Annotated in this window: 16 protein-coding genes and 2 tRNA genes; 7 read left to right on the top strand and 11 right to left on the bottom strand. The window is 66.9% G+C overall.

Going from position 1 to position 21,574, the window contains the following annotated elements:
* Window positions 1–70: 70 nt before the first annotated feature.
* Together recG and xth are read left to right on the top strand one after the other, a co-directional pair.
* A complete protein-coding gene (gene recG, locus ACFFJ7_RS06000) occupies window positions 71–2,176 on the top strand; it encodes an ATP-dependent DNA helicase RecG (protein ID WP_377592095.1) in 2,106 nt (701 codons plus the stop codon).
* Window positions 2,177–2,202: 26 nt separating this feature from the next.
* Window positions 2,203–2,985, top strand: a complete 783-nt coding sequence (gene xth / locus ACFFJ7_RS05995; protein ID WP_377592094.1) for an exodeoxyribonuclease III — start codon at window positions 2,203–2,205, stop codon at window positions 2,983–2,985.
* Between the two features lie 81 nt (window positions 2,986–3,066).
* On the opposite strand, the gene ACFFJ7_RS05990 is transcribed toward xth, so the two are convergent.
* The 3 genes from ACFFJ7_RS05990 to ACFFJ7_RS05980 form a co-directional block, all read right to left on the bottom strand.
* Entirely contained in the window at window positions 3,067–3,840 is a 774-nt protein-coding gene (locus ACFFJ7_RS05990; protein WP_377591155.1) for a tetratricopeptide repeat protein, read from the bottom strand.
* Window positions 3,841–4,225: 385 nt separating this feature from the next.
* The gene (locus ACFFJ7_RS05985; RefSeq protein WP_377592093.1) at window positions 4,226–6,940 is read right to left on the bottom strand and encodes a valine--tRNA ligase; all 2,715 of its coding nucleotides are present in this window, start codon (window positions 6,938–6,940) and stop codon (window positions 4,226–4,228) included.
* A 152-nt stretch (window positions 6,941–7,092) separates the two neighbouring features.
* Window positions 7,093–7,557, bottom strand: a complete 465-nt coding sequence (locus ACFFJ7_RS05980; protein ID WP_166948082.1) for a peroxiredoxin — start codon at window positions 7,555–7,557, stop codon at window positions 7,093–7,095.
* Window positions 7,558–7,895: 338 nt separating this feature from the next.
* Here ACFFJ7_RS05980 and ACFFJ7_RS05975 point away from each other — a divergent pair, with 338 nt between their 5' ends.
* Window positions 7,896–11,300 (top strand): YhdP family protein, encoded by a 3,405-nt coding sequence (locus ACFFJ7_RS05975; RefSeq protein ID WP_377591153.1) that lies wholly within the window; start codon window positions 7,896–7,898, stop codon window positions 11,298–11,300.
* Between the two features lie 62 nt (window positions 11,301–11,362).
* On the opposite strand, the gene rnk is transcribed toward ACFFJ7_RS05975, so the two are convergent.
* Together rnk and ACFFJ7_RS05965 are read right to left on the bottom strand one after the other, a co-directional pair.
* Window positions 11,363–11,866, bottom strand: coding sequence for a nucleoside diphosphate kinase regulator (gene rnk / locus ACFFJ7_RS05970; RefSeq protein ID WP_166948079.1), 504 nt, complete (start codon window positions 11,864–11,866; stop codon window positions 11,363–11,365).
* 508 nt (window positions 11,867–12,374) lie between these two features.
* Window positions 12,375–12,450, bottom strand: a tRNA-Asn gene (locus tag ACFFJ7_RS05965).
* Window positions 12,451–12,664: 214 nt separating this feature from the next.
* Here ACFFJ7_RS05965 and ACFFJ7_RS05960 point away from each other — a divergent pair.
* The 4 genes from ACFFJ7_RS05960 to ACFFJ7_RS05945 all read left to right on the top strand — a co-directional run bounded on the left by ACFFJ7_RS05960 (window position 12,665) and on the right by ACFFJ7_RS05945 (window position 16,068).
* Window positions 12,665–12,738, top strand: a tRNA-Cys gene (locus ACFFJ7_RS05960).
* 78 nt (window positions 12,739–12,816) lie between these two features.
* Window positions 12,817–13,482, top strand: coding sequence for a protein-L-isoaspartate O-methyltransferase family protein (locus tag ACFFJ7_RS05955; RefSeq protein WP_377591151.1), 666 nt, complete (start codon window positions 12,817–12,819; stop codon window positions 13,480–13,482).
* Between the two features lie 285 nt (window positions 13,483–13,767).
* Window positions 13,768–15,156, top strand: a complete 1,389-nt coding sequence (locus tag ACFFJ7_RS05950; protein WP_343042478.1) for a TolC family outer membrane protein — start codon at window positions 13,768–13,770, stop codon at window positions 15,154–15,156.
* Between the two features lie 336 nt (window positions 15,157–15,492).
* Window positions 15,493–16,068, top strand: a complete 576-nt coding sequence (locus ACFFJ7_RS05945; RefSeq protein WP_377591148.1) for a PopZ family protein — start codon at window positions 15,493–15,495, stop codon at window positions 16,066–16,068.
* 16 nt (window positions 16,069–16,084) lie between these two features.
* On the opposite strand, the gene ACFFJ7_RS05940 is transcribed toward ACFFJ7_RS05945, so the two are convergent.
* The 6 genes from ACFFJ7_RS05940 to ACFFJ7_RS05915 form a co-directional block, all read right to left on the bottom strand.
* Window positions 16,085–16,783 carry an ABC transporter permease subunit gene (locus ACFFJ7_RS05940; RefSeq protein WP_166948074.1) on the bottom strand — a complete coding sequence of 233 codons (699 nt, stop codon included), beginning with the start codon at window positions 16,781–16,783 and terminating at the stop codon, window positions 16,085–16,087.
* The gene (locus tag ACFFJ7_RS05935; RefSeq protein ID WP_166948072.1) at window positions 16,780–17,538 is read right to left on the bottom strand and encodes an amino acid ABC transporter permease; all 759 of its coding nucleotides are present in this window, start codon (window positions 17,536–17,538) and stop codon (window positions 16,780–16,782) included. The genes ACFFJ7_RS05940 and ACFFJ7_RS05935 overlap by 4 nt, the downstream gene beginning before the upstream one ends.
* A 193-nt stretch (window positions 17,539–17,731) precedes the next feature.
* Window positions 17,732–18,541 (bottom strand): ABC transporter substrate-binding protein, encoded by an 810-nt coding sequence (locus ACFFJ7_RS05930; protein ID WP_166948070.1) that lies wholly within the window; start codon window positions 18,539–18,541, stop codon window positions 17,732–17,734.
* Between the two features lie 170 nt (window positions 18,542–18,711).
* Window positions 18,712–19,530, bottom strand: coding sequence for a serine O-acetyltransferase (gene cysE / locus ACFFJ7_RS05925; RefSeq protein ID WP_377591144.1), 819 nt, complete (start codon window positions 19,528–19,530; stop codon window positions 18,712–18,714).
* A gap of 223 nt (window positions 19,531–19,753) precedes the next feature.
* The gene (locus tag ACFFJ7_RS05920) at window positions 19,754–20,578 is read right to left on the bottom strand and encodes a siderophore-interacting protein (protein ID WP_166948066.1); all 825 of its coding nucleotides are present in this window, start codon (window positions 20,576–20,578) and stop codon (window positions 19,754–19,756) included.
* Window positions 20,579–20,639: 61 nt separating this feature from the next.
* Window positions 20,640–21,551 (bottom strand): NAD(P)-dependent oxidoreductase, encoded by a 912-nt coding sequence (locus ACFFJ7_RS05915; RefSeq protein WP_166948064.1) that lies wholly within the window; start codon window positions 21,549–21,551, stop codon window positions 20,640–20,642.
* Window positions 21,552–21,574: the final 23 nt, after the last annotated feature.

Genomic DNA, 21,574 nt, shown 5'->3' with positions numbered 1-21,574 from the left:
ACTATATAGCGTGTACGTTCGCTTCTGTCACCAGCGTCTCGCCGACCTCAACGCCCGGATCGCCGCCCGCATGCGCCCTGCCCTGCTCGACCCGCTGTTTGCGCCCGTCACGGTGTTGCCGGGGGTGGGGCCGCGTCTGGGCGCGCTGTTCGACCGGCTGCTCGGGACGGCGGAAAGACCCGCGCGGGTCGTCGACCTGCTGTTTCACCTGCCCCATTCCGTCATCGACCGCAGCCGCCGCCCCCCGATCCGCGACACGCAAGAGGGCGATATCGTGACGCTCACGGTGCGCGTGGCGGAGCATCGCCCGCCGCCGACCGGCCGGGCGCGTGCGCCGTTCCGCGTGCTGGTGGAGGATGGCACCGGCGACGTCACGCTGGTATTCTTCTCCACCACGCAAGCACGCATCGACAAGATGCTGCCGCTAGGCGCGACCCGCGTGGTTTCCGGCCGGATCGAGTTCTGGGAAGGGTTCCGCCAGATGGTGCACCCCGACCGGATCATGACGGAGGAGGAGGCGCGCGACCAGCCGCTGATAGAGCCCGTCTACGGCCAGACGGAGGGGCTCGCCTCACGCACCATCGCCCGAATCGCGCAGGCGGCGCTGGCCGACCGCCTGCCGCACCTGCCGGAATGGCAGGACGCGGCCTGGCTCGCCCGACAGCAGTATCCCGATTTCGCCACGGCGCTCACAGCGCTGCACAGGCCCGAATCGGCCGCGGCTCTCGCGCCCGAAAGCCGGACGCGCAAGCGCCTCGCCTATGACGAACTGCTCGCCTCGCAACTGGCGCTGGCGCTGATGCGCGCCACGCACCGGAAGGCGGCCGGGCGGGTGACTGTCGGCGACGGTCGTCTCGTCGATGCGCTCACGAAGGCGCTGCCCTTCCGGCTCACCGGCGGGCAGCAGCAGGCGGTCGCGGATATCCGCCGCGATCTGGCGGAGCCACAGCGCATGCTGCGTCTGCTGCAGGGCGATGTCGGATCGGGCAAGACGGTGGTCGCGCTGCTGGCCATGGCGGGCGTGGTCGAAGCCGGGCGGCAGGCGGCGCTGATGGCTCCCACGGATATTCTGGCCCGCCAGCATTTCGCCCGCCTGGAACCGCTGGCGCGCGCCGCCGGCATCAACGTCGCGCTGCTGACGGGCCGCGAGAAGGGCACGGCACGCGCGGCGACGCTTGCCGCGCTCGAATCGGGCGAGGCGCAGATCGTCATCGGCACTCATGCGTTGTTTCAGGACGCCGTCGCCTTCCACGATCTCGCGCTTGCCGTCATCGACGAACAGCACCGTTTCGGCGTCCATCAGCGCTTTGCACTGAGCCGCAAGGGCGACGGCGTCGACATGCTGGTGATGACCGCGACCCCGATTCCGCGCACGCTGACGCTCACCTGCTTCGGCGACATGGACGTATCGCTGCTGAAGGAGAAGCCCGCAGGCCGCCAGCCCATCGACACGCGCGCCCTGCCGCTGGAGCGTCTGCACGAGGTGATCGACGGCCTGCACCGGGCGCTGGCGCGCGGCGCGCGGGTCTACTGGGTCTGCCCGCTCGTGGCCGAATCGGAAACCATCGATGTCGCCGCCGCGCAGGAGCGCTTCGAGGATCTGCAGCGCATCTTCGGCCCGGTCGTGGGCCTGCTGCATGGCAAGATGAACGGGCGCGACAAGGATGCCGCCATGAGCGCCTTCCAGCGCGGCGAAACGCGGATTCTCGTCGCCACAACGGTGATCGAGGTCGGCGTCGACGTGCCGGAGGCCACCATCATGGTGATCGAGCACGCGGAGCGCTTCGGGCTCGCGCAGCTTCACCAGCTCCGCGGGCGCATCGGGCGCGGCAGCGGCGCCTCCACCTGCCTGCTGGTCTACAAGGCGCCGCTCGGCGAGGTGGCGAAGGCGCGCATCGCCATCATGCGCGAGACGGAGGACGGCTTCCGCATCGCCGAGGAAGATCTGAAACTGCGGGGCGAGGGCGAAATTCTCGGCACCCGGCAGTCCGGCGCGCCCGTCTTCCATCTGGCGCGCCTTGACGACGACGCGGACCTGCTGCGCATCGCCCGCGACGACGCGCGCCTCGTGCTGGAGCGCGACCCCGGCCTCGCGTCCGAGCGCGGGCAGGCGTTGCGCGTCCTGCTCTATCTCTTCGAACGCGACGAGGCCATCCGCCTGCTACGGGCCGGCTGACTCACCACAACGGAAAAAACACCATGCTGCGCATCGCTACCTGGAACATCAATTCCGTCCGCCTGCGGATCGACCACCTGACCGCGTTCCTCGACGAGGCGAAGCCGGACATTCTCTGCCTGCAGGAAATCAAATGCGTCGATGACGCCTTCCCGCGCGCGCAGATCGAGGACAAGGGCTACAGCGTGGCGGTGAACGGGCAGAAGACCTTCAACGGTGTCGCCATCGTCTCCCGCCTGCCGCTGGAGGACGTGACGCGCGGCCTGCCCGGCGACGACGGCGACGAACAGGCCCGCTATATCGAGGCCGTGGTTTCCGTGAAAACCGGCGCGGTGCGCGTAGCCTCGCTCTACCTGCCCAACGGCAACCCGCCCGACAGCGAAAAGTATCCCTACAAGCTGAAATGGCTCGACCGCCTCGCCGACCACGCACGCACGCTGCTGGCTCTGGAGGAGCCCTTCGCGCTTGCCGGCGACTACAACGTCATCCCCCAGGCACGCGACGCCGCCCATCCCGAGCAATGGACGGGCGATGCGCTGTACCTGCCGCAGAGCCGCGCGAAGTTCCAGTCGCTTCTCAATCTCGGCCTCACGGAAGCCGTGCGCGCCTGCGACGACCGGGACGGGCTCTATACCTTCTGGGACTATCAGGCTGGCGCGTGGCAGAAGAACAACGGCATCCGCATCGACCACCTGCTGCTGTCGCCGCAGGCGGCCGACCACCTCAAGGCCGCACACATCCACAAGCAGATGCGCGCGCACGAGAAACCGTCCGACCACGTGCCGGTTTCGATCGACCTCGACCTCTGAACACGGGCTGCGGGCGATCACGGAAGGGAAAAGCGATATCCACCTGTATCCACTTTTCCCGCCGAGGCCTTAGGGAAATGTTTACTGCTTTTTACGAATGTATTGCTCAAGGTAGGAAAGGGCCTGCTTCCGATCCGCCTCGCTTGCCGCGGCAAAGTTCTTGTCGTGGAGTTCGGCGATCCACGCATCCTTGTCGGCGTCGGAGCCGTCGCGCGCCAGCGTCAGCCACATGAGGCCCAGTCCCGGCTGGCGCGGCACGCCCTGGCCCGACACCAGCAGATTGCCGAGCAGCGCCTGGGCCTGCCTGTGCCCTTTTTCAGCGGCCAGCTTCAGCCAGCGCGCCGCCTGGCGCGGGTCCTTCGGCACGCCCTGCCCGTCCAGATAGAGGCGCGCGAGCGCGTATTGCCCGTCCGGGTCGCCGTAGTAGGACGCAGCGTACTGGAACATGTCCACGGCGCGGCTGACATCGGCCTTGACGTAGCTGCCCGCAATACCGTCCAGAAAGTAGCCGCCGAGTGCCACGAACGCGCTCGACACGAACGGCGCTTGCCGTGTGCCGGGGCTTTCGTCGGCATAGCGGTCCGCGATCTGGGAGAAATACTCGAAGGCCTTCAAATCGTCGTGGTCGACGCCGTCGCCTTCCGCGAACATGCGTCCGAGCTTCCACAGCGACACCGTATGCCCCTGCATAGCGGCATATTGCAGCGCGCGCACCGCGCCGGTCTTGTCGCCCGCATTGTAGTCACGAATGCCGCTGCGGAACGCATCGCCCACGGATTTGAAGCCGCCCTGCGGCTGGGACTGGAGAGGATTGGCCGCCTCGATCGGATTGGCGGCGCCCTCGTTCGTTTTCACGGGTGCGAGAGCCGCCTGGGCGAGATTGTCCGCGCGCGCCGGGAACGAAAACACACCTGCGGCAAGACAAGACGCCACGCAATACAGTACGACCGAGCCATTCCGAGCGTATTTCATTTATTTCAGCGCTCGCATCGAAAAGCACGCCAACATCACTGCACCCGCTCTACCCGTCCCCACCTGCCGCGACACCGTTCATGCCAGCCAACTGGCACGCGAACGAAACCGGTATACTGCGAAGCCGGCTTCCGTTTCATCGCAGCCTATGAAGCGCGCCCTTTATGGCGGCATCGCGGCAATACAGGTATTTGGCACATGCCGATACACCCCCGATGCAACAAAGCCGCAGGCGTGGCAGAAAAGCCACGCCTGCCGGCGGGCACCCTCATCCCAGCGCCGCAAGCTGCTCCAGCGCCGCCGCGATCTGCCTGTGGCGCGCTTCGGCCTCGGCGCGGCGCTCGTGCTGCTCGTCGACTATTTCCTCCGGCGCGCGGGCGATGAAGTCCGCATTGCCGAGCTTGGCGTCGATACGGGCGATGTCCGCCACCAGCTTCTCGGCCTCCTTCTTCAGACGCGCGCGCTCGGCGTCGAGGTCGATAATGCCGGCGAGCGGCAGCGCGGCCACCTCGCCATAGACGATGAGCTGGACCGCGCCCGCCGGGGCGGCGTCCACGAAGTCGATGCCCGACAGGCGTGCAAGCCGCGCCACGATCTCGCGCCAGCGCTGCGCGCGCTCCAGCGTCTGCGGCGAGGCGGCGACGAGCGCCAGCGGAATCTGCGCGCCGGCCGGCACGTTCATCTCCGAGCGCACGGACCGGATCGCGGAAACGAGTTCGATCACCCAGCCGATCTCGGCCTCCGCCGCCTCCCCGCCGATCGCGACGGGAACGGGCCAGGAGCTGAGCGTGAGCAGACCGTCGCGCGCCGGGCCTTCCGCGCCCTTGATCGCCCACAGCTCCTCGGTGAGGAACGGCATGAAGGGATGCAGCAGCTTGGCGATCTCGTCGATCACCCAGGCGACGGTAGCGCGCGTTTCGTCCTTCGCAAGTCCGTCCTCTCCTTGCAGGACGGGCTTCGCCAGTTCGAGATACCAGTCGCAGAACAGGTTCCAGACGAAGCGATACGCCCCGCCCGCGGCCTCGTTGAAGCGGAATTCCTCCAGCGCCGTCGTGATCTCCGCGGTCGCCCGCCCCGCCGCCGAGACGATCCAGCGATTGAGCGTTTCCGTCACGCCGGCCGGATCGAAGCCCGCCACGCGCACGCAGCCGTTCATCTCGGCGAAGCGGGCGGCGTTCCACAGCTTGGTGGCGAAGTTCCGGTAGCCCTCGACGCGCTGTGTGGACAGTTTGATGTCCCGCCCCTGTGCAGCCATGGCCGCGAGGGTGAAGCGCAGCGCATCCGCGCCGTAGCGATCGACGAGATCGAGCGGATCGATGACGTTGCCCTTCGACTTCGACATCTTCGCGCCGCGCTCGTCACGCACCAGCGCATGGATGTAGACGTTGCGGAACGGCACCTCATCCAGAATGTGCAGCCCCATCATCATCATGCGGGCCACCCAGAAGAAGATGATGTCGAAGCCCGTCACCAGCGTGCTGGTGGGGTAGAAGCGCTTCAGCTCGGGCGTCTCGTCCGGCCAGCCGAGCGTCGAGAACGGCCACAGCGCCGACGAGAACCACGTATCGAGCACGTCCTCGTCGCGGGTGAGCGTGACGTCGCTGTTGCCGTAGTGGCGGATGGCCGCGTCGCGCGCCTCCTCCTCCGTCCCGGCGACGAAGGCGTGGCCGTCCGGCCCATACCACGCCGGGATCTGGTGGCCCCACCACAATTGCCGCGAGATGCACCACGGCTCGATGTTCTCCAGCCAGTCGAAGAAGGTCTTTTCCCAGTTGCGCGGAATGAAGACGGTGCGCTCGTCGCGCACGGCCTTCAACGCCTTTTCCGCCAGCGGCTTGACGTTGACGTACCACTGATCCGTGAGCCACGGCTCGATGACGACGCCCGAACGGTCGCCGTGCGGCACCATGTGCGTGTGCGGCTCGATCGTCTCGACGAGTTCCCGCTCCTCCAGCAGGGCGACGACGGCCTTGCGGGCCTTGGCGCGGTCCACGCCCTCCAGCGCCAGCACCGCGTCGAGATCCGGGCCGGGCGTGGCGCCGCGCAGGAAATCCTCGTTGCCGACGATGCGCACCTCCGCCTCCGGCCCGAGCACGTTGATGAGCCGCAGGCCGTGGCGCTTGCCGACCTCGAAGTCGTTGAAATCGTGCGCGGGCGTGATCTTGACCGCGCCGGTGCCCTTCTCGGGATCGGAATAGCTGTCGGCGACGACCGGAATGCGCCGGCCGACGAGCGGCAGCAGCACATCCTTGCCGACGAGATCGCGGTAGCGCTCGTCGTCCGGATGCACGGCCACGGCCACGTCGCCCAACATGGTCTCGGGGCGCGTGGTGGCCACGACGATGAAGCGGCCCGGCTCGTCCGCAACCGGATAGCGCAGGTGCCACAGATGGCCCTTCACTTCCACCTGCTGCACCTCGATGTCGGAGATCGCCGTCTGGAAGCGCGGATCCCAGTTGACGAGGCGCTTGTCCTTATAGATCAGGCCGTCGCGGTGGAGCTGCACGAAGACCTTGCGCACCGCCCGCGACAGGCCCTCGTCCATGGTGAAGCGCTCGCGCGACCAGTCGCAGGAAGCGCCGAGGCGGCGCAACTGGCGGCCGATGGTGCCGCCCGACTCTGCCTTCCATTCCCACACGCGCGCGACGAAGGCTTCCCGCCCCATCTCGCGCCGGCCGGGCTGCTGGCGCTCGGCGAGCTGACGCTCCACCACCATCTGCGTGGCGATGCCCGCGTGGTCCATGCCCGGCTGCCAGAGCACGTCCTTGCCGCGCATGCGCTCGAACCGGCACAGGATGTCCTGCAACGTATTGTTGAGCGCATGGCCCATGTGCAGGGAGCCGGTGACGTTGGGCGGCGGAATGACGATGGAATAAGGCGCCGCCGCCCTGCGGTCCGGCCGGCCGGCACGGAAAGCGCCCGCCTCTTCCCAGGAACTCGAAATGCGCGCCTCGACGGCCGCGGGCTCGAAAGTCTTTTCCATCGCACTCAACTTGCATACTCGTCTTCTGGCGCGCCGGGGCGCGACACCACGGGAGCGCGCCGCGCGGCACGCTTCTTTCCGCAGGAGATGAAACGGACGGGAACGCGCCTGTCAAGGCGCATCGGCCCGACGCCCGCGGTGCCAGGAGCCCGTTAAAGCGCCTGCGCCGCCTTCAGCACGGCCTCGGCATGGCCGGGAACCTTGACATTGCGCCACACCTGCGCGATGCGCCCCTCGCCGTCGATCAGGAACGTGGCCCGTTCGATGCCGAAATACTTGCGCCCGTACATGCTCTTCTCGACCCACACGCCGTAGGCCTCGATGACCTCTTTCTTCTCGTCCGAGGCGAGCGGAATGGTGAGATCGTATTTCTCGCGAAAGGAATCGTGGCTCTTCACGCTATCGGCCGACACGCCGACGATCTCCGCGCCGGCGTCCGCGAAGGCCTGACGCAGGCCGTTGAAGGCTATGGCCTCCTTGGTGCAGCCGCTGGTATCATCCTTCGGATAGAAGTAGAGCACCACCTTGCGCCCCAGCAACCCGGCGAGCGAATATGTCTCGCCGCCGCTGCCGGCCAGCGTGAAATCGGGGGCGATGTCACCCGCTTCAAGACTCATAGCGTCCTCCATCGTCATAAAAGCGCCAAACCAGGCAGCAAAACGCGCAATATATAAATATGAAAAGCTAGCAGGATTCGCGCGTGCCGCGCAGCAGTGTAGTCCGACAGGAGAACTTTTTGTGGGAAAAGGACGATTTTGGACGGGATTTCGCGTCTGACGCGATTCGCCGGACAGGCGTTCGCGTTACACTGGTATAGCCTGAAGGCTCGCCCGCGCGCCTGCATCGGCGCCCCGGCGGACAATGCCTATGCGAGCCCGGTGGAGAATCGGGCGTCGACAGTTTCCACGCCGGGCGTTTCGCGCGGACTTCGCAACCGGCAGACCAACGGTAGGGCATGATCAGGCCACGACAGATTCGCAGCAAACGGCGCAGGCGCATCAGGCGCCGGAGCGCGGCCGGCAGAGCGCTGGCCAGCCTGCTGCGCAGCGGCCTGTGGACGGCGGCGATACTGGTCTTCTGCGTCGTCGCCATCGTCACGCGGATGTCCTTCGGCTCGCTGTCGACCCAGTCGCTGGCCGAGCCGATCGCCAGGGCGCTCACCGACCAGCTCTCCCCCGGCTGGAGCGCGCGCATCTCGGAAACCGGTATCGCACTCACCGACCACGGCCCGGCGCTGCTCGCCGAGAACATCGAGATCGTGCAGCCGGACGGCACCGTCTTCCTGCGCGCGCGCGCAGGCGAGATCGCCGTCGATCCGTGGCGGTTCGCCTATGGCGAGATCGGCCTGACGTCCGTCGCCTTCTCGGGCCTCGACGCACGCCTCACCATGATGCCCGACGGCAGTCTGCACCCCGGCGACGCAGCGAACGTTCTGCCACCGCCCGCCGGGACGCCGCAGCAACAACAGCCCGCCGTTTCCTTTGACGAGGCCGTGGTCGGCATCGCCAACCTGCTGGCCGACCAGACGGGGCTCACACGCTCCCTCGACCGGGTCGCGCTCTCCGACGCGCGGGTGACGGTCATCGACGTCCACGGCGCGGAGCGTCTCACCTTCGCCGACGTCACCGCCGACCTGACGCGCGAGGCCTCCGGCAGCCTCGCCGTTTCCCTCGCCCTGCAGGGCCCTTCCGGACGGTGGACGGCACGCGGCGACGTCACCGGCGGCAGCGGACAGGAACGGACCGTGGCACTGGCGCTCGACGGCGCGCCGATGACGGACCTGCTGATGCTGGCGGGCGCGCATGGCGGGCTCGTCGAGGGCGACCTCACCTTTTCGGCGAGGCTCAAGGTCGCGATCACCGCGGACAACAAGCTCGCGGCGCTCTCCGGCAAGCTCGAATCGTCACCCGGCACGGTGATCTATCACGACCGGGACCAGCCGTCTTTCGAGGTCTCCGCATTCCGGCTGGAGGCGGAGCGGGAAGAGGGAAGCAGTGGCATCCGCATCCCCTCCCTCCTGCTGGAGACGAACGGCTCCCGCTTCACGCTCGGCGGGCGCGTCGCTTTCGACGATCCGGACAGCTCCTGGCGCTTGCAGCTCGACGGCCGCGACGCCGTCCTGCCGCCGCTCTCGCCGCGCGAGGCTCCCCTCGCCATCGACGCCGTGGAAGTCATGGCAGCGGGCATGCGGGGCGGTGGCCTGCGCATCGAACGGGTGGCGGTCTCCGGCGCGGGCTTCGGTGTCGCGCTCAACGGCGAGATCGGCGGTCCCGGCAACGAGGACGGCGTTCGCCTCGGCATCCAGACAGCGCGCTCGAACGCGCGGTCGATCCTGCGTTTCTGGCCGCCGTTCGTCACGCCGGAACCGCGCCGCTACCTGATCGACAACCTGTCCGCCGGCATCGTTGATTCCCTCAATGTCGCGGTCAATCTCACGGCCGAACAGCTCGCGGCCTCCCGCCGCCGCGAACCGTTGCCGGCGGATTCGGTCCGCACGCAGTTCTCCGCCTCGCAGGTCACGCTCACGGCCGCGCCCGGCTTTCCGCCCCTGGAGCAGGCGACCGTCAGCGGCCTCGTGACCGGCGCCACCGCATCCGTCACCGCCTCGTCCGCGAAGGCGGAGGTCGCGCCGGGGGCGATCCTCGACCTGAGCGAGGGGCGCATGGACGTCCCGCGGCTGACGCCCCCCATCGAAGCCAACATCGGCTTCCGCCTGCGCGGCAGCACGGCGGCACTGGCGCATCTGCTGCGGCGCGAGGCGCTGAAGGACATGTTCAATGTCGATGTATCGCCGGAATCGGTCGGCGGCGACGCGGACCTCGCCGTTTCCATCACCCTGCCGATGGTAAACCACCTGCGGCCGGAGCAGGTCGTCACGCAGGCTGCAGGGCGCATCGAGCGTCTGGCAATCGATCTCGACGGCGGCAAGGACCGGCTGACGAACGCCAGCCTGCAGCTCAATCTCGACTCGAAGAATCTGTCGCTGTCCGGAAACGGCCAGCTCGGCGGCATGCCGGCAGAACTCAGCCTGCGCCAGCCGCTGCGCAAGCGCGACGGCAGCGCGCAGGCCGATATCACCCTCACTCTCGACGATGCCGCGAGAGCCGCGCGGGGCATCAACCTCGGCAAGCGCCTGACGGGGCCGGTCGTCGCGCGCGTCAGCACGTCGTTCAGCACGGGCGCCGCCAAGCCGTCGGCGCCCGCCAAGGTCGATGTCGATCTGACGCGCGCGCGCATCGACAACCTTCTGCCCGGCTGGACGAAGGCCGCCGGCAAGCCGGGCCGGCTGACGTTCTCCGCCCTCGACGACAACGGCTATGCCCTGTCGGACATTGTCCTGAACGCAGGCTCCGTCAGCGCCCGGGGCGCCGCACGGCTCAACGCCGACGGCGCGCTGAAGAGCGCCAGCCTCACGCAGGTCAGGCTGTCCCCCAACGACGATTTCGCGGTCGACGCCGATCAGGGCAACGGTGTCCTCCGGCTTGCCGTGCAGGGCAACCTGCTCGACGCGCGCTCCTTCCTGCGCATTTTCCGCGAGGGCGCGAGCAGGCAGGGCGGCGGACAGGCAGGCGGCGGCTCCGGGCTCAACCTCGATGTCAATGTCGCGGTGAACATCATCGCCGGCTTCAACAACGAGACGATCTCGAAAGCGGCCCTCAAGCTCGGGCTGCGTGGCGGCGAGCCGGAGAGACTGCGGCTGACCGGCAGCTTCAGCGGCGCGCCGCTGTCGGCCGAGATGAGCGGGAACACGGGGATTTCGCTCGCCACGAAGAACGCCGGCGCGGCGCTGCGCTTCGCCGACATCTACGCGCACATGGCGGGCGGCGACATGCAGATGCACGTCGATCTGGCGCAGGGCGGCGCCGGAAAGGTGCTGATTCGCGATTTCGCGATTCGCAACGAGCCGACGATGGAGCGCATCCTCACGGAAAGCCCGAAAAAAATCGCCGTCGACCCCGGCAATGTGCCTTTCACCAAGCTCCGGGTGAGTTTCACCCGCGCACCCGGCCGCATCAACATCCAGGAAGGCGTGCTGTGGGGGCCGGGCGTCGGTGTCACCATCGAGGGCAACGTCGACACGCGCAACGAGCGCATCGATGTGTCGGGCACCTACGTGCCGGCCTATGCTCTCAACAACATCTTCAGCCAGGTGCCCCTGCTCGGCCCGCTGCTGGGGGGCGGGCAGTACGAGGGCCTCTTCGCCATCAACTTCCGTGCGACGGGGGCGCTCGATTCGCCGGCGCTCACCGTCAACCCGCTTTCCGCGATCGCACCGGGCATCTTCCGCAAGTTCTTCGATCTCGGCCGCGCCGACAGCGGGCAGCAGCAGCCGGCACAACCGCCGCCCCCCGGCCAGTAGGGCACGCCCGGGGGAGCGGGATGACGCTCCGGAAAGGTCATCCCGCAGCATGCATCATCGACTCACGCCGCAGACGGGCCCGGATCGTCGTCGCCCGCCGCACTTGCGTCCTGCCGGCGCGCGGCACGGGCTCCCGCGAGATCGACGACGCCCTCCTCCGGCGCGGATTCCCCGCCGTTGTCGACGGAAAGGACGGTGAGCCGCTGCTCGCGCCCGTCCCGCGCCGTCCAGTTGATGGACTGGCCTTCGGAGAGCCCGATCAGGGCCGTGCCGATCGGTGTGAGAATCGAAATGCGGCCGGCCGAGATATCGGCCTCGCCCGGATAGACGAGCGTCACGCGCCGGCGCTGGCCGTCGTCCGATTCGAACTCGACCCGCGAATTCATCCGCACGACGCCCGCCGGCATCTTGTCCGGCCTCACGACGCGCGCGCGCTCCATTTCTCCCTGAAGCTCCTCGGCAAGTTCCGGGTTGCGGGCGCTGATGGAGGCAGCCAGCGCGGACAGGCGCTCCTGCTCCTCTTCGCTAACGACAATCCTCGGCAGGCGGGTGCCTGATTTTGTCATGGTAGTCACCTTCGTGAAATTCGGCGCCCCGGCCTTCGTGCCGTGGGGCGCGATCTGTGAAAACGTTGTGCCGCGGGCCTCGCCGGCGCGGCCATCAGGAAAATCCGAGAAGAAGTCTCTATCGACGCCGGGAGCGCGACGCTTTCCGGGTGGCGGCGCGGGAAAGGGGCGGCAGGGGTGAACCGGCCGTCAGAGCCCGGTATCCGGCAAGGCCGGCTGCCACCCCGCATGGCGCGCGGCCGCCATCCTGCGGGACGGCTGCCACCATGTCCGGCGAGAACACAGGTCCGGCTTCGCGGAGAAGACAATCTCCACGTTCGCGGACACACCTTCCGGCATTATTCCGCGCGGCATGACGTGCCATATGCAAGCCTTTGTTCCCATGGGCTCATGCTCGCCGCAATCACGGATTTTGTCAATTGAGCGCCGGCACGGCAGCCGGACGATCCGCCAGGTCCGCATAAACGAACAGCCTGCGGACCGGTCAGTCCGCAGGCTGTTTATAAACTGGCTCCCCGAGCAGGACTCGAACCTGCGACCCAGCGATTAACAGTCGCTTGCTCTACCGGCTGAGCTATCGAGGATCAATGAAGAGGGGATTACATGAAGCTTTTAGCCGATGCAAGTACTTTTCCGTTCGCCCCGCTTTGAGAGGCCAACATGTGGATAACCTGACGGGCGGAGCACCCCGGCACCGTCACATATCATCAACGTGATGGATAAATCCCCGGCAACCGGTGACAAAGCCGCACAGGGCAGTTGCCATTCCGCGTGGCTTTGCTATGAAGCACCGGGTGAGGCCTCGTGGCGGAGTGGTTACGCAGAGGACTGCAAATCCTTGCACCCCGGTTCGATTCCGGGCGAGGCCTCCAGCGGCAAGCCATGCGGGCCGAACCTCGCAGGGATTGCCTTGTCCCGGATGCGTCGTCAGCAAGCAAAAGGTCCACCCGATGTTCGATTTTTCCGTTGCCCGGCGCAGGATGGTTGACTGTCAGGTGCGCACCTTCGACGTGACCGACAGGGCGTTGCTCGCGGTTCTGGAAGATCTGCCGCGCGAGCGATTCGTCCCTGAGGACCGACAGGTCCTGGCCTTCAGCGACCAGCATCTCGTCGTTTCGCCCGATATCGAACACGGCCGCTTTCTGCTGGCACCGCTGATCTTTGCCCGCATGGCGCAGGAACTCGGCGCCGGCGCCGGCAAGCGCGTGCTCGATGTGGGCGCCGCGACGGGGTACGGCTCTGTCGTGTTGGCGCGGCTCGGCGCAAATGTCACCGCCCTCGAATCGGACGGGACGATCGCCGCGCATGCCCGCGATCTGGCGGCCGAGTTCGGCGAAGGCCGAATCAACGTCGTCACCGGCCCGCTGGAAGCGGGTTGGAAAGCCGGCGCCCCCTATGACGCGATCCTGATCAACGGCGCTTTCGAGGCAGAGCCCGCCGAGCTGCTCTCCCAACTGGCGGAGAATGGCCATCTGGTCGGCATCGACCATGATTCGGGCGCGCCAAAGGCCGTCATCATCCAGCGCGCGGGAACAGCGTTCGGCTCCCGCACGCTGTTCAACGCACCGGCACCGGTACTGGACGGCTTCAGGGCCCCCTCGGGTTTCGTTTTCTGACATCCTCGCGGACCAGCGTGCCATTCCTCCTGCCGCCGGGCGCGGAACGCCTTGTATTTCAAAGGCTGAGGGATGCCGTCAGGGTGTCGTATTTTTGCTGCACCTTGCCTCAAACGGTGTGGCCGGGCGAAAGCGCTGTTCCAGCTTGTCGGGAAGCAAACTAGAATAGCCCTACGCGGGGGCGTCACTTTGTTAACTGGATTCGGGTAACCGGATCGGGCGGTTCGGCCGTCTTTTATGTGTTGAGCGAGTCGAACAAGTCATGAGCAAGTCGGGAAGGTGAACGTGAAACGCAACGGCAGAACCACCCGCGCGGCGGTATTCAGCGGTTTCTTCCTGATGGCGACGGCCCTGTCCGCGCCGGCTCAGGCGGAAACCATGCTAGGCGCGCTGGCCAAGGCCTACGCGGCCAATCCGACCCTGAACGCACAGCGCGCCACTCTGCGCGCCACCGATGAAAACCTGCCGCAGGCGCTGGCAGGCTATCGCCCCACTGTCAACGCCTCCGGCAGCACCTCGGTGGCCCGCACGGATACCCGCGTTCCCGGCAACAGAACGACCCACACCCTCTACCCGAGTTCGTTGGGCATCCAGATCGACCAGAACATCTTCGACGGCAATCGGACCCGCAACTCCGTGCGCGCAGCCGAATCGCAGGTCCTCGGCGGACGTGAGCAGCTTCGCAACACCGAGCAGTCCATCCTGCTGAACGGTGCCGCCGCATACATGAATGTGCTGCGCGACACCGCTGTCCTCAACCTCCAGCGCAACAACGTCGAGGTGCTCGTGGAGCAGCTCCGGCAGACGGAAGATCGCTTCAGTGTCGGCGAGGTGACGCGCACGGACGTCGCGCAGGCCGAGGCGCAACTCGCCAGCAGCCGGGCGCAGGCGAGCCTTGCCGAGGCGAACCTGCGCACGAGCATCGCCATCTACCGCCAGTACATCGGCGAGACGCCGCGCCAGCTCGGCCCCGGCGTGGCCGCGGAGCGGCACCTGCCGAAATCCCTCGAACAGGCGATCCGCATCGGCCTTGCCGAGCATCCCGCCATCATCGCCGCGCTGCATGGCGTGGACGTGGCGGAGTTTCAGGTCAAGGTCGTCGAGAGCGCGCTCTATCCTCAGCTCGGCGTGAGTGCCGCCGTCACGCGCAACTTCGACGGCTCGGGCACGCGCGACAGCGTGATCACTTCCGGCACCCTCGTGGCGCAGCTTCGCGTTCCGATCTACGAAGGCGGCCTCGTCTACTCCCAGACGCGGCAAGCCAAGGAACAGGCGGGACAGCAGCGTCTGCAGGTGGACATCACCCGCGATCAGGTGCAGCAGGCCGTCGTTTCCGCCTGGGCCAATCTGGAAGCGGCGAAGCAGCGCATCACCGCCGCGCAGGCGGCCGTGGGGGCCAACGAGATCGCGCTTTCCGGCACGCGCGAGGAAGCCAAGGTCGGCCAGCGTACGACACTCGACGTGCTGAACGCGCAGCAGACGCTGCTGAGTTCGCGCGTGTCGCTGGTGACGGCGCAGCGCGACCGCATCGTGGCCTCCTACGAGGTGCTGAACGCCATCGGCCGGCTTTCGGCGGAGGGGCTTGGCCTCAAGGTCGCGCGTTATGACGCGAAGCGCCACTTCGAGCAGGTCAAGACCAAGTGGATCGGCACGAGCACGCCGGACGGACGCTGACCGGCCGCCCGCATCGCTCTCCGGCACCACCGGCATAAACCACGGCATCGCCGTGGTTTTTCATTTCAGGCGTCATGCCGCCGCGCCGGATGAAAAATGCCGTTCCGAAGAGAGGTATCAACGTTAAACTTTCGTTAACCTCTGTGCAGCCGAATCCTCGCAAGGTATTCTGCACGCAGCATGAGTATGATGAGGCCGTCCGGTCGGACGCGAACGCACCGGACGTGGACAGAACAGGCAGGTCGGTCGATGAGCGCAGCAACAAGCCAGAGGCTTCAGCCGGTCCCGCGGGAGGTGCCCCGGGCCGGGAACGACAGGTTGGGTGTTGAGCCATCCATGGAGGAAATTCTCGCCTCGATCCGCCGCATCATCGCGGACGATCAGGCGCACTCCCTGCCCCCGCTCCAGCCCGACTCCCTCGGCCTCGACAGCAGCAGCATCACGTTCGACGACGATGTTTCGCCGGAGACGGAGGAGTTGGAGCAGGTCGTCGCGCCCCAACCTGCCCCCGCGGCCAGAACCGACAAACCTGCCCGCGCCTCCGGCAACGAGGCCAGAGCGGCGGAGACGATGAGCCCGCCGCCCGCCGCGCCTCCGGCAAGCCCGCCGCAGACAGCTGCGGCGCCCGCGAGCCGGCAGGCGGAAGAGCGCCTCGCCAGCGCGGATGACGCTGCCCGCCCTGCGCAGGACGACGAGCCGCTCCTGTCCACATCGGCCAATGCGACAGCGGCGTCCGCCTTCGAATCCCTGTCATCAGTCGTGCTCAGCCGCAATCCGCGCACACTGGACGATCTCGTACAGGACATGCTGCGGCCGTTGCTGAAAACCTGGCTCGACGAGAATCTGCCGCCGCTGGTCGAGAAACTCGTCCGGGCCGAGATCGAGCGCATTACCCGCGGCACCCGCCGATAACGCCGGCACCGTTCCGTCAAACGCTGCGCGTGCGCGCTTCGGGCTCCGCTTCGCCCGCGATGGCGGTGGCGACGAGATCGAGCACACCGCAGATGACGAAATAGACGAACGCCACGAACAGGAAAATCTCGGCCGGATACACCATCGCGCGGTTATTCACCTGCGTCGCCACGAACGACAGCTCCGGCACGCCGATCACATAGGCAAGCGACGTATCCTTGATCAGCGAAATCCACTGATTGACGAAGGAAGGCGCCATGCGGCGCAGCGACTGCGGCAGGACGATCAGCCACAGCACGCGCCAGCGGCCGAGGCCGAGCGAAATGCCGGCTTCCCATTGCCCTCCGCCAACGCTGCGCAGCCCCGCCGCGACACTGTGCGCCAGATAGGCACCGCCGATGAGCGCCAGCGCGCAGACCACCGTCGTCAGTTCCGGCACCGAGAAGCCCAGCACGACGGGCAGCAGGAAGTAGGTCCAGAAAATCAGCATCAGCACGGGGATCGCGCGGAAGAACCCCAGAAACAGGATCAGCACGGAATGGACTGCGCCGCGCGACATGTACAGCCAGATGCCGAGCACGAGCCCGATTACCGCCGAAGCGACGCCCGACAGCAGGCTGAGCCACACCGTGAGCGCCGCCCCGCCGATGGGGCCTTGCGGCCACGCACCCCACAGAAGATAGGGCAGGTTGTTAAGGACAACGTCGAAATTCACGACAGCGCTCCCCGCCCGTATTTCTTTTCGCGCCGGCGCTGCACCAGCTCCCCCGTACCCTCGATCACGGCCACGGCCAGAATGTAGAGCACGGTCGCGATGCCGAAGGCCTCGAACGTCTGGAAGGTTTCCGTCTCGACCTGCCGCGAGGCGTAGGACAATTCCGCCACGCCGATGGCCATCGTCAGCGACGAGTTCTTCACCGCGTTCATGTACTGGCCGAGCAGCGGCGCGAAGGCGTGGCGCGCGGCCTGCGGCACGACGACGAGGAAGAACACGAGCGCGGGAGAGAGGCCGAGTGAAAGGCCGCCCTCGCGCTGGCCCGCCGGCACTGCGCGCAGGCCGGCGCGAAACTCCTCGGCGATGAAGGCAGTCGTATAGAACGTGAGCGCGGTGAAGCCGGCCCAGAATTCGAACGACGGCAGCCTGAACGACAACCAAGTCTGCCCGCCAAAGCCCAGCACGACCGTATGCGGATTGTTGAACCAGTCGAGCAGCGGAGTCGGGAAGATTGCCGAACCGGCGAAATACCAGAAGAAGATTTGCACCAGCAGCGGCGTGTTACGGAACACGCCGAGATAGATGCGGGCAGGGACGTGAAGCACGGCGAGCGGGCTGATGCGCGCGGCGCAGAGCAGCACGCCGCCGAGCGTCGCCGCCACGCAGGCCGACGCCGACAGCAGAAGCGTGACGGCGAAACCCCACAACAGCCACTCAACGTAGATCGGTGCCAGTCCAAATGCAGCGAGGCTCATCGCAAATGCTTCTGTTCATGCCGCCACGCGCAACGGTGCGGCACGATGCCGGGACGATATGCGCCATCAGTATCGCAGGAGGATGAAGCCCGGAAGCCGGCATCGCGGCCCGGAGGCCGGAGACGCCGCCGCCCAAGCGCGCGGCCGCGCGGAAAAATCTCCACGCGGCCGGATCGGCAGGGCGGGACGATGGTCAATTGGTCTGCTTGTCGCCGATCTTGAACAGGCGCGGCAACGGCGTCTTGGTGTCGGGGCCGAACCAGGCGTCATAGATTGCCTGTGCCTTGCCGGCGGTTTCGAGTTCCGTCAGGGTCTCGTTCACGAACTCCACCAGCCGCTTTTCGCCCTTCGGGATGCCCACGCCGATGTAGTCGTTGGAGATGGTGAACTCGGGAATCTCGTAGTTTTCCTTGTCGGGCACGTTGGCGAGCAGGCCGACCAGCTTGGGGCCGTCCTGCGTGATGGCCTGCACGTTGCCGTTGCGCAGCGCCGTGAAGGCGAACGGCGTGTCGTCGTAGGAAATGATCGTGGCGCCCGGGAAGTCGCGGCGCAGCACGATTTCGTTCGTGGTGCCCTTGTCCGCGCCGATGCGCAGGCTGTTCAACTGGTCCGGGGACTTCAGCACGCCCTTCTTGGCGAGGAACTGCTGGCCGGAGGAGAAGTAGGGAACGCTGAAATCGACCTGCTTGGCGCGCTCCTCGGTGATGGTGAAGTTCGCCAGCACGAGATCGACGTTGCCGGAAGTCAGCAGCGGGATGCGGTTGGCGGGGTTCGTCGGGCGCAGCTCAAGCTTCACGCCGAGCTTGTCGGCAAACGCCTTGGCATAGTCCACATCGAGCCCGACGATCTGGCGGGACTTCTCGTCGACGTAGCCGAAGGGCGGATTGCTGTCGAAGGCCGCCACGCGCAGGACGCCGGCCTTCTTGATATCGTCCAGGCGGTCAGCATGCGCGGCGCCGCCGACAAACACGGCGGCCAGCAGAACAAGTGCACCAAGCTTCATGATACTTCCCTCGAAATGGCCGGCGCGGCGAGGCAGGGGCCGTAGCGCCTCCGTTCTCGCTACGCGGCAATAAACTTCATAGATAATGTAGGCTACAGATAAAAAGTCAATTATCCGATGGTATTTAAAATATATTACATTTTATTTTTGTTATTTATGTCCGGCAGATTTTACAAGCCCACGTCGTAGAACATCTGGTTCATGGCCTGCGACGGCTCTTCCGCGCCCGCTGAACCGACGACGCGGGCGGGACTGCCGGCCACGGTTGTGCGCGGCGGCACGGACGACAGCACGACGGCCCCCGCGCCGACACGCGCGCGCTCGCCCACCTCGATGTTGCCGAGAATTTTCGCGCCCGCGCCGATCAGCACGCCGCTGCGCACCTTGGGGTGGCGGTCGCCGAGCCCTTTGCCGGTGCCGCCCAGGGTGACCCCTTGCAGGATGGAGACATTATCGGCGATCTCGGCCGTTTCACCGACCACGAAGCCCGTGGCGTGATCGAGGAAAATGCCCCGGCCCATGCGCACGGCGGGGTGGATGTCGGTCTGGAACACCTCGGAGGAAACGCTCTGCAGATGACGGGCGAAGTCGCGCCGGCCGCTCCTCCACAGCCAGTGCGCCAGCCGGTGTGCCTCGATGGCGTGGAAACCCTTGAAGTACAGCATCGCGTCAATGTAACGCCCCACAGCCGGGTCACGCTCGATGACCGCCACCAGATCGGAACGAAAGGCCGTCTTGATATCGGGGTCGGCGCGCAGCGCCTCCGTATAGGCGGCGCGAATCAGTTCCGCGGACACGATGCCGCGATCGAGCCGCTGCGCGATGCGATAGGCCAGCGCATCCTCAAGCGTCTGGTGGCCGAGAATGGAGGCGTAGACGATGGTGGCGAGTTCCGGCTCCCGCCGGACGACGTCATGCGCCTCGGCCTGCACCTTGCGCCATAGCCAGTCCGTCACGCGCGGGCCGCTTTCTCTCGCTTCGACGCTCATGCCCGAATGCCCTTGCCCGAAGCGACCGCCGCGACAATAGCCATGTCAATCCGCCCTTTCAGATAATTCCACAAACTGGCTCGAATTTTTGTCTGTAGATTTTATATACTAATAAGGCAACAGACAATGGCGTTCTGACACGCCGGGCGAAATGTTCGCCATATCCGCCCGGCGCGGGAAAGCGCTTCAGATGATAACGGAATGCAGCGCGGCAGGCTGCCGCTCAGTCGTCGTGCTCCTCATGGGCGTTGGCGACGCCGCGCTTCCAGTAGCCGGAGGCCTTCAGCCATGCCTTGGGATGGCCGCGCTCCCTGAGGAAGTGCTCCCGCAGCCGCCGCGCGACGGTGGATTCGCCCGCGATCCATACGTAGCCCTCGCCCGCCGGCAGGGTGAGGGCCGCGGCGGCGGTCTCCAGCACCGCGCCCGCCGCCCGGCCATCGCGGTAAAGCCAGTGCAGGTCAAGCCCGATCCGCTGCGGCACAGCCTGCTCCTCGCCCGCATCCGCCACCTCCGCGAGCACGATGGCGGGGGCAGCCGGACGCAGTTCCTCCAGCCGCCGGGCGATGGCGGGCCATGCGGTCTCGTCGCCGATGAACAGGTACCAGTCGAAATCGTCGGGCACGACAAACGACCCCCGTGGCCCCGCGACGCCGATGCGCTGGCCGGGGGCCGCCGCCCGCGCCCAGTCGCTGGCCGGGCCGGTTTCGTGCAGGGCGAAATCGATGTCGAGTTCGCCGGCCGCGGCATCGAAGCGCCGCGGCGTGTAGTCGCGCGCCGTGGGGCGTGCGTTCTCGTCCACGAGCACGCGCCCCTCCGCCGTTATGGTCGGCAGAATCGGCAGCGCTTCCCCGTCGCGCGGGAAGAACAGCTTGACGTGATCGTCATGCGCCGCGCTGAGGAAGCCGGCAAGCTCGTCGCCCGCCAGCGTGACGCGCACCATGTTGGGCGTCAGATGCCGCGCGGCGCGCACAGTGGCCAGGCGGACGCGCAGCGAATGACGGACGCGCTCGACCTGATGGCGCCCTGGCGCCTGATCGGTGGAATTCATTTCCCGACACTGCCTTTCATGTCTCAAATCCCTGCCGGACACTCTCGCCCGGCGGGCGCCCTCAGCGCTCCAGGCGAGCGATGAGGCTCGACGTGTCCCAGCGGCTCCCGCCGAGCGACTGCACCTCGGAATAGAACTGGTCGACCAGCGCCGTCAGCGGCAGGTGCGCACCGTTGCGGCGCGCCTCGTCGAGGCAGATCGCGAGGTCCTTGCGCATCCAGTCCACCGCGAAACCGAAGTCGAATTCGCCCTTCGCCATGGTGCCGGCGCGGTTTTCCATCTGCCACGACTGCGCGGCGCCCTTCGAGATGGTGGCGATGACGGCGTCGATGTCGAGACCCGCGCGCTTGCCGAAGTGGACGGCTTCCGCCAGCCCCTGCACGACGCCGGCGATGCAGATCTGGTTGACCATCTTGGCGAGCTGCCCGCTGCCGACGGGGCCGAGCAGCCGCACGGCCTGCGCATAGGCGCCGATCACGGGTTCGGCACGGGCGAAATCGTCGGGTGCGCCACCGCACATCACGGTGAGCACGCCCTTCTCCGCACCGGATTGCCCCCCCGACACGGGCGCATCGATGAAGCCGATGCCGCGCTCCTCCGCGATAGCCGCGAGTTCCCGCGCCACGGCGGCGGAGGCCGTCGTATGGTCGACGAACAGGGCGCCCGGCGCGAGGCCGGCAAAGGCACCGCCCTCGCCGATCGTCACGGCGCGCAGGTCGTCGTCGTTGCCCACGCAGGAGAACACGATATCGCGGCCCTGCGCGGCTTCTTCGGGCGTCGGCGCGGCGCGGCCGCCGTTCTCGGCCAGCCATGCATCGGCCCTGGCCGGCGAGCGGTTGTAGACGACGACATCATAGCCCGCCGCCGCCAGGTGGCGCGCCATCGGAAAGCCCATGACGCCAAGGCCGAGGAAGGCCACCTTCACCGAGGAGATCCCGGTGTGCGCATCGCTTGCTACTGTTGCCTGCGTCATTGGTCTGTTCTCCTGTCGTGGAC

The organism is Pseudochelatococcus lubricantis (assembly GCF_042432495.1).
Taxonomy (GTDB): domain Bacteria; phylum Pseudomonadota; class Alphaproteobacteria; order Rhizobiales; family Beijerinckiaceae; genus Pseudochelatococcus; species Pseudochelatococcus lubricantis.
This window is presented reverse-complemented; position numbering and strand designations above follow the sequence as displayed.

Excerpts from the sequence above, each read along its gene's own strand:
- recG (WP_377592095.1), top strand. The coding sequence starts at position 71 with ATGCGCCCTGCCCTGCTCGACCCGCTGTTTGCGCCCGTCACGGTGTTG.
- ACFFJ7_RS05985 (WP_377592093.1), bottom strand. The coding sequence starts at position 6,940 with ATGGAAAAGACTTTCGAGCCCGCGGCCGTCGAGGCGCGCATTTCGAGT.
- ACFFJ7_RS05980 (WP_166948082.1), bottom strand. The coding sequence starts at position 7,557 with ATGAGTCTTGAAGCGGGTGACATCGCCCCCGATTTCACGCTGGCCGGC.
- ACFFJ7_RS05975 (WP_377591153.1), top strand. The coding sequence starts at position 7,896 with ATGATCAGGCCACGACAGATTCGCAGCAAACGGCGCAGGCGCATCAGG.
- rnk (WP_166948079.1), bottom strand. The coding sequence starts at position 11,866 with ATGACAAAATCAGGCACCCGCCTGCCGAGGATTGTCGTTAGCGAAGAG.
- ACFFJ7_RS05955 (WP_377591151.1), top strand. The coding sequence starts at position 12,817 with ATGTTCGATTTTTCCGTTGCCCGGCGCAGGATGGTTGACTGTCAGGTG.
- ACFFJ7_RS05945 (WP_377591148.1), top strand. The coding sequence starts at position 15,493 with ATGGAGGAAATTCTCGCCTCGATCCGCCGCATCATCGCGGACGATCAG.
- ACFFJ7_RS05935 (WP_166948072.1), bottom strand. The coding sequence starts at position 17,538 with ATGAGCCTCGCTGCATTTGGACTGGCACCGATCTACGTTGAGTGGCTG.
- ACFFJ7_RS05930 (WP_166948070.1), bottom strand. The coding sequence starts at position 18,541 with ATGAAGCTTGGTGCACTTGTTCTGCTGGCCGCCGTGTTTGTCGGCGGC.
- cysE (WP_377591144.1), bottom strand. The coding sequence starts at position 19,530 with ATGAGCGTCGAAGCGAGAGAAAGCGGCCCGCGCGTGACGGACTGGCTA.
- ACFFJ7_RS05920 (WP_166948066.1), bottom strand. The coding sequence starts at position 20,578 with ATGAATTCCACCGATCAGGCGCCAGGGCGCCATCAGGTCGAGCGCGTC.
- ACFFJ7_RS05915 (WP_166948064.1), bottom strand. The coding sequence starts at position 21,551 with ATGACGCAGGCAACAGTAGCAAGCGATGCGCACACCGGGATCTCCTCG.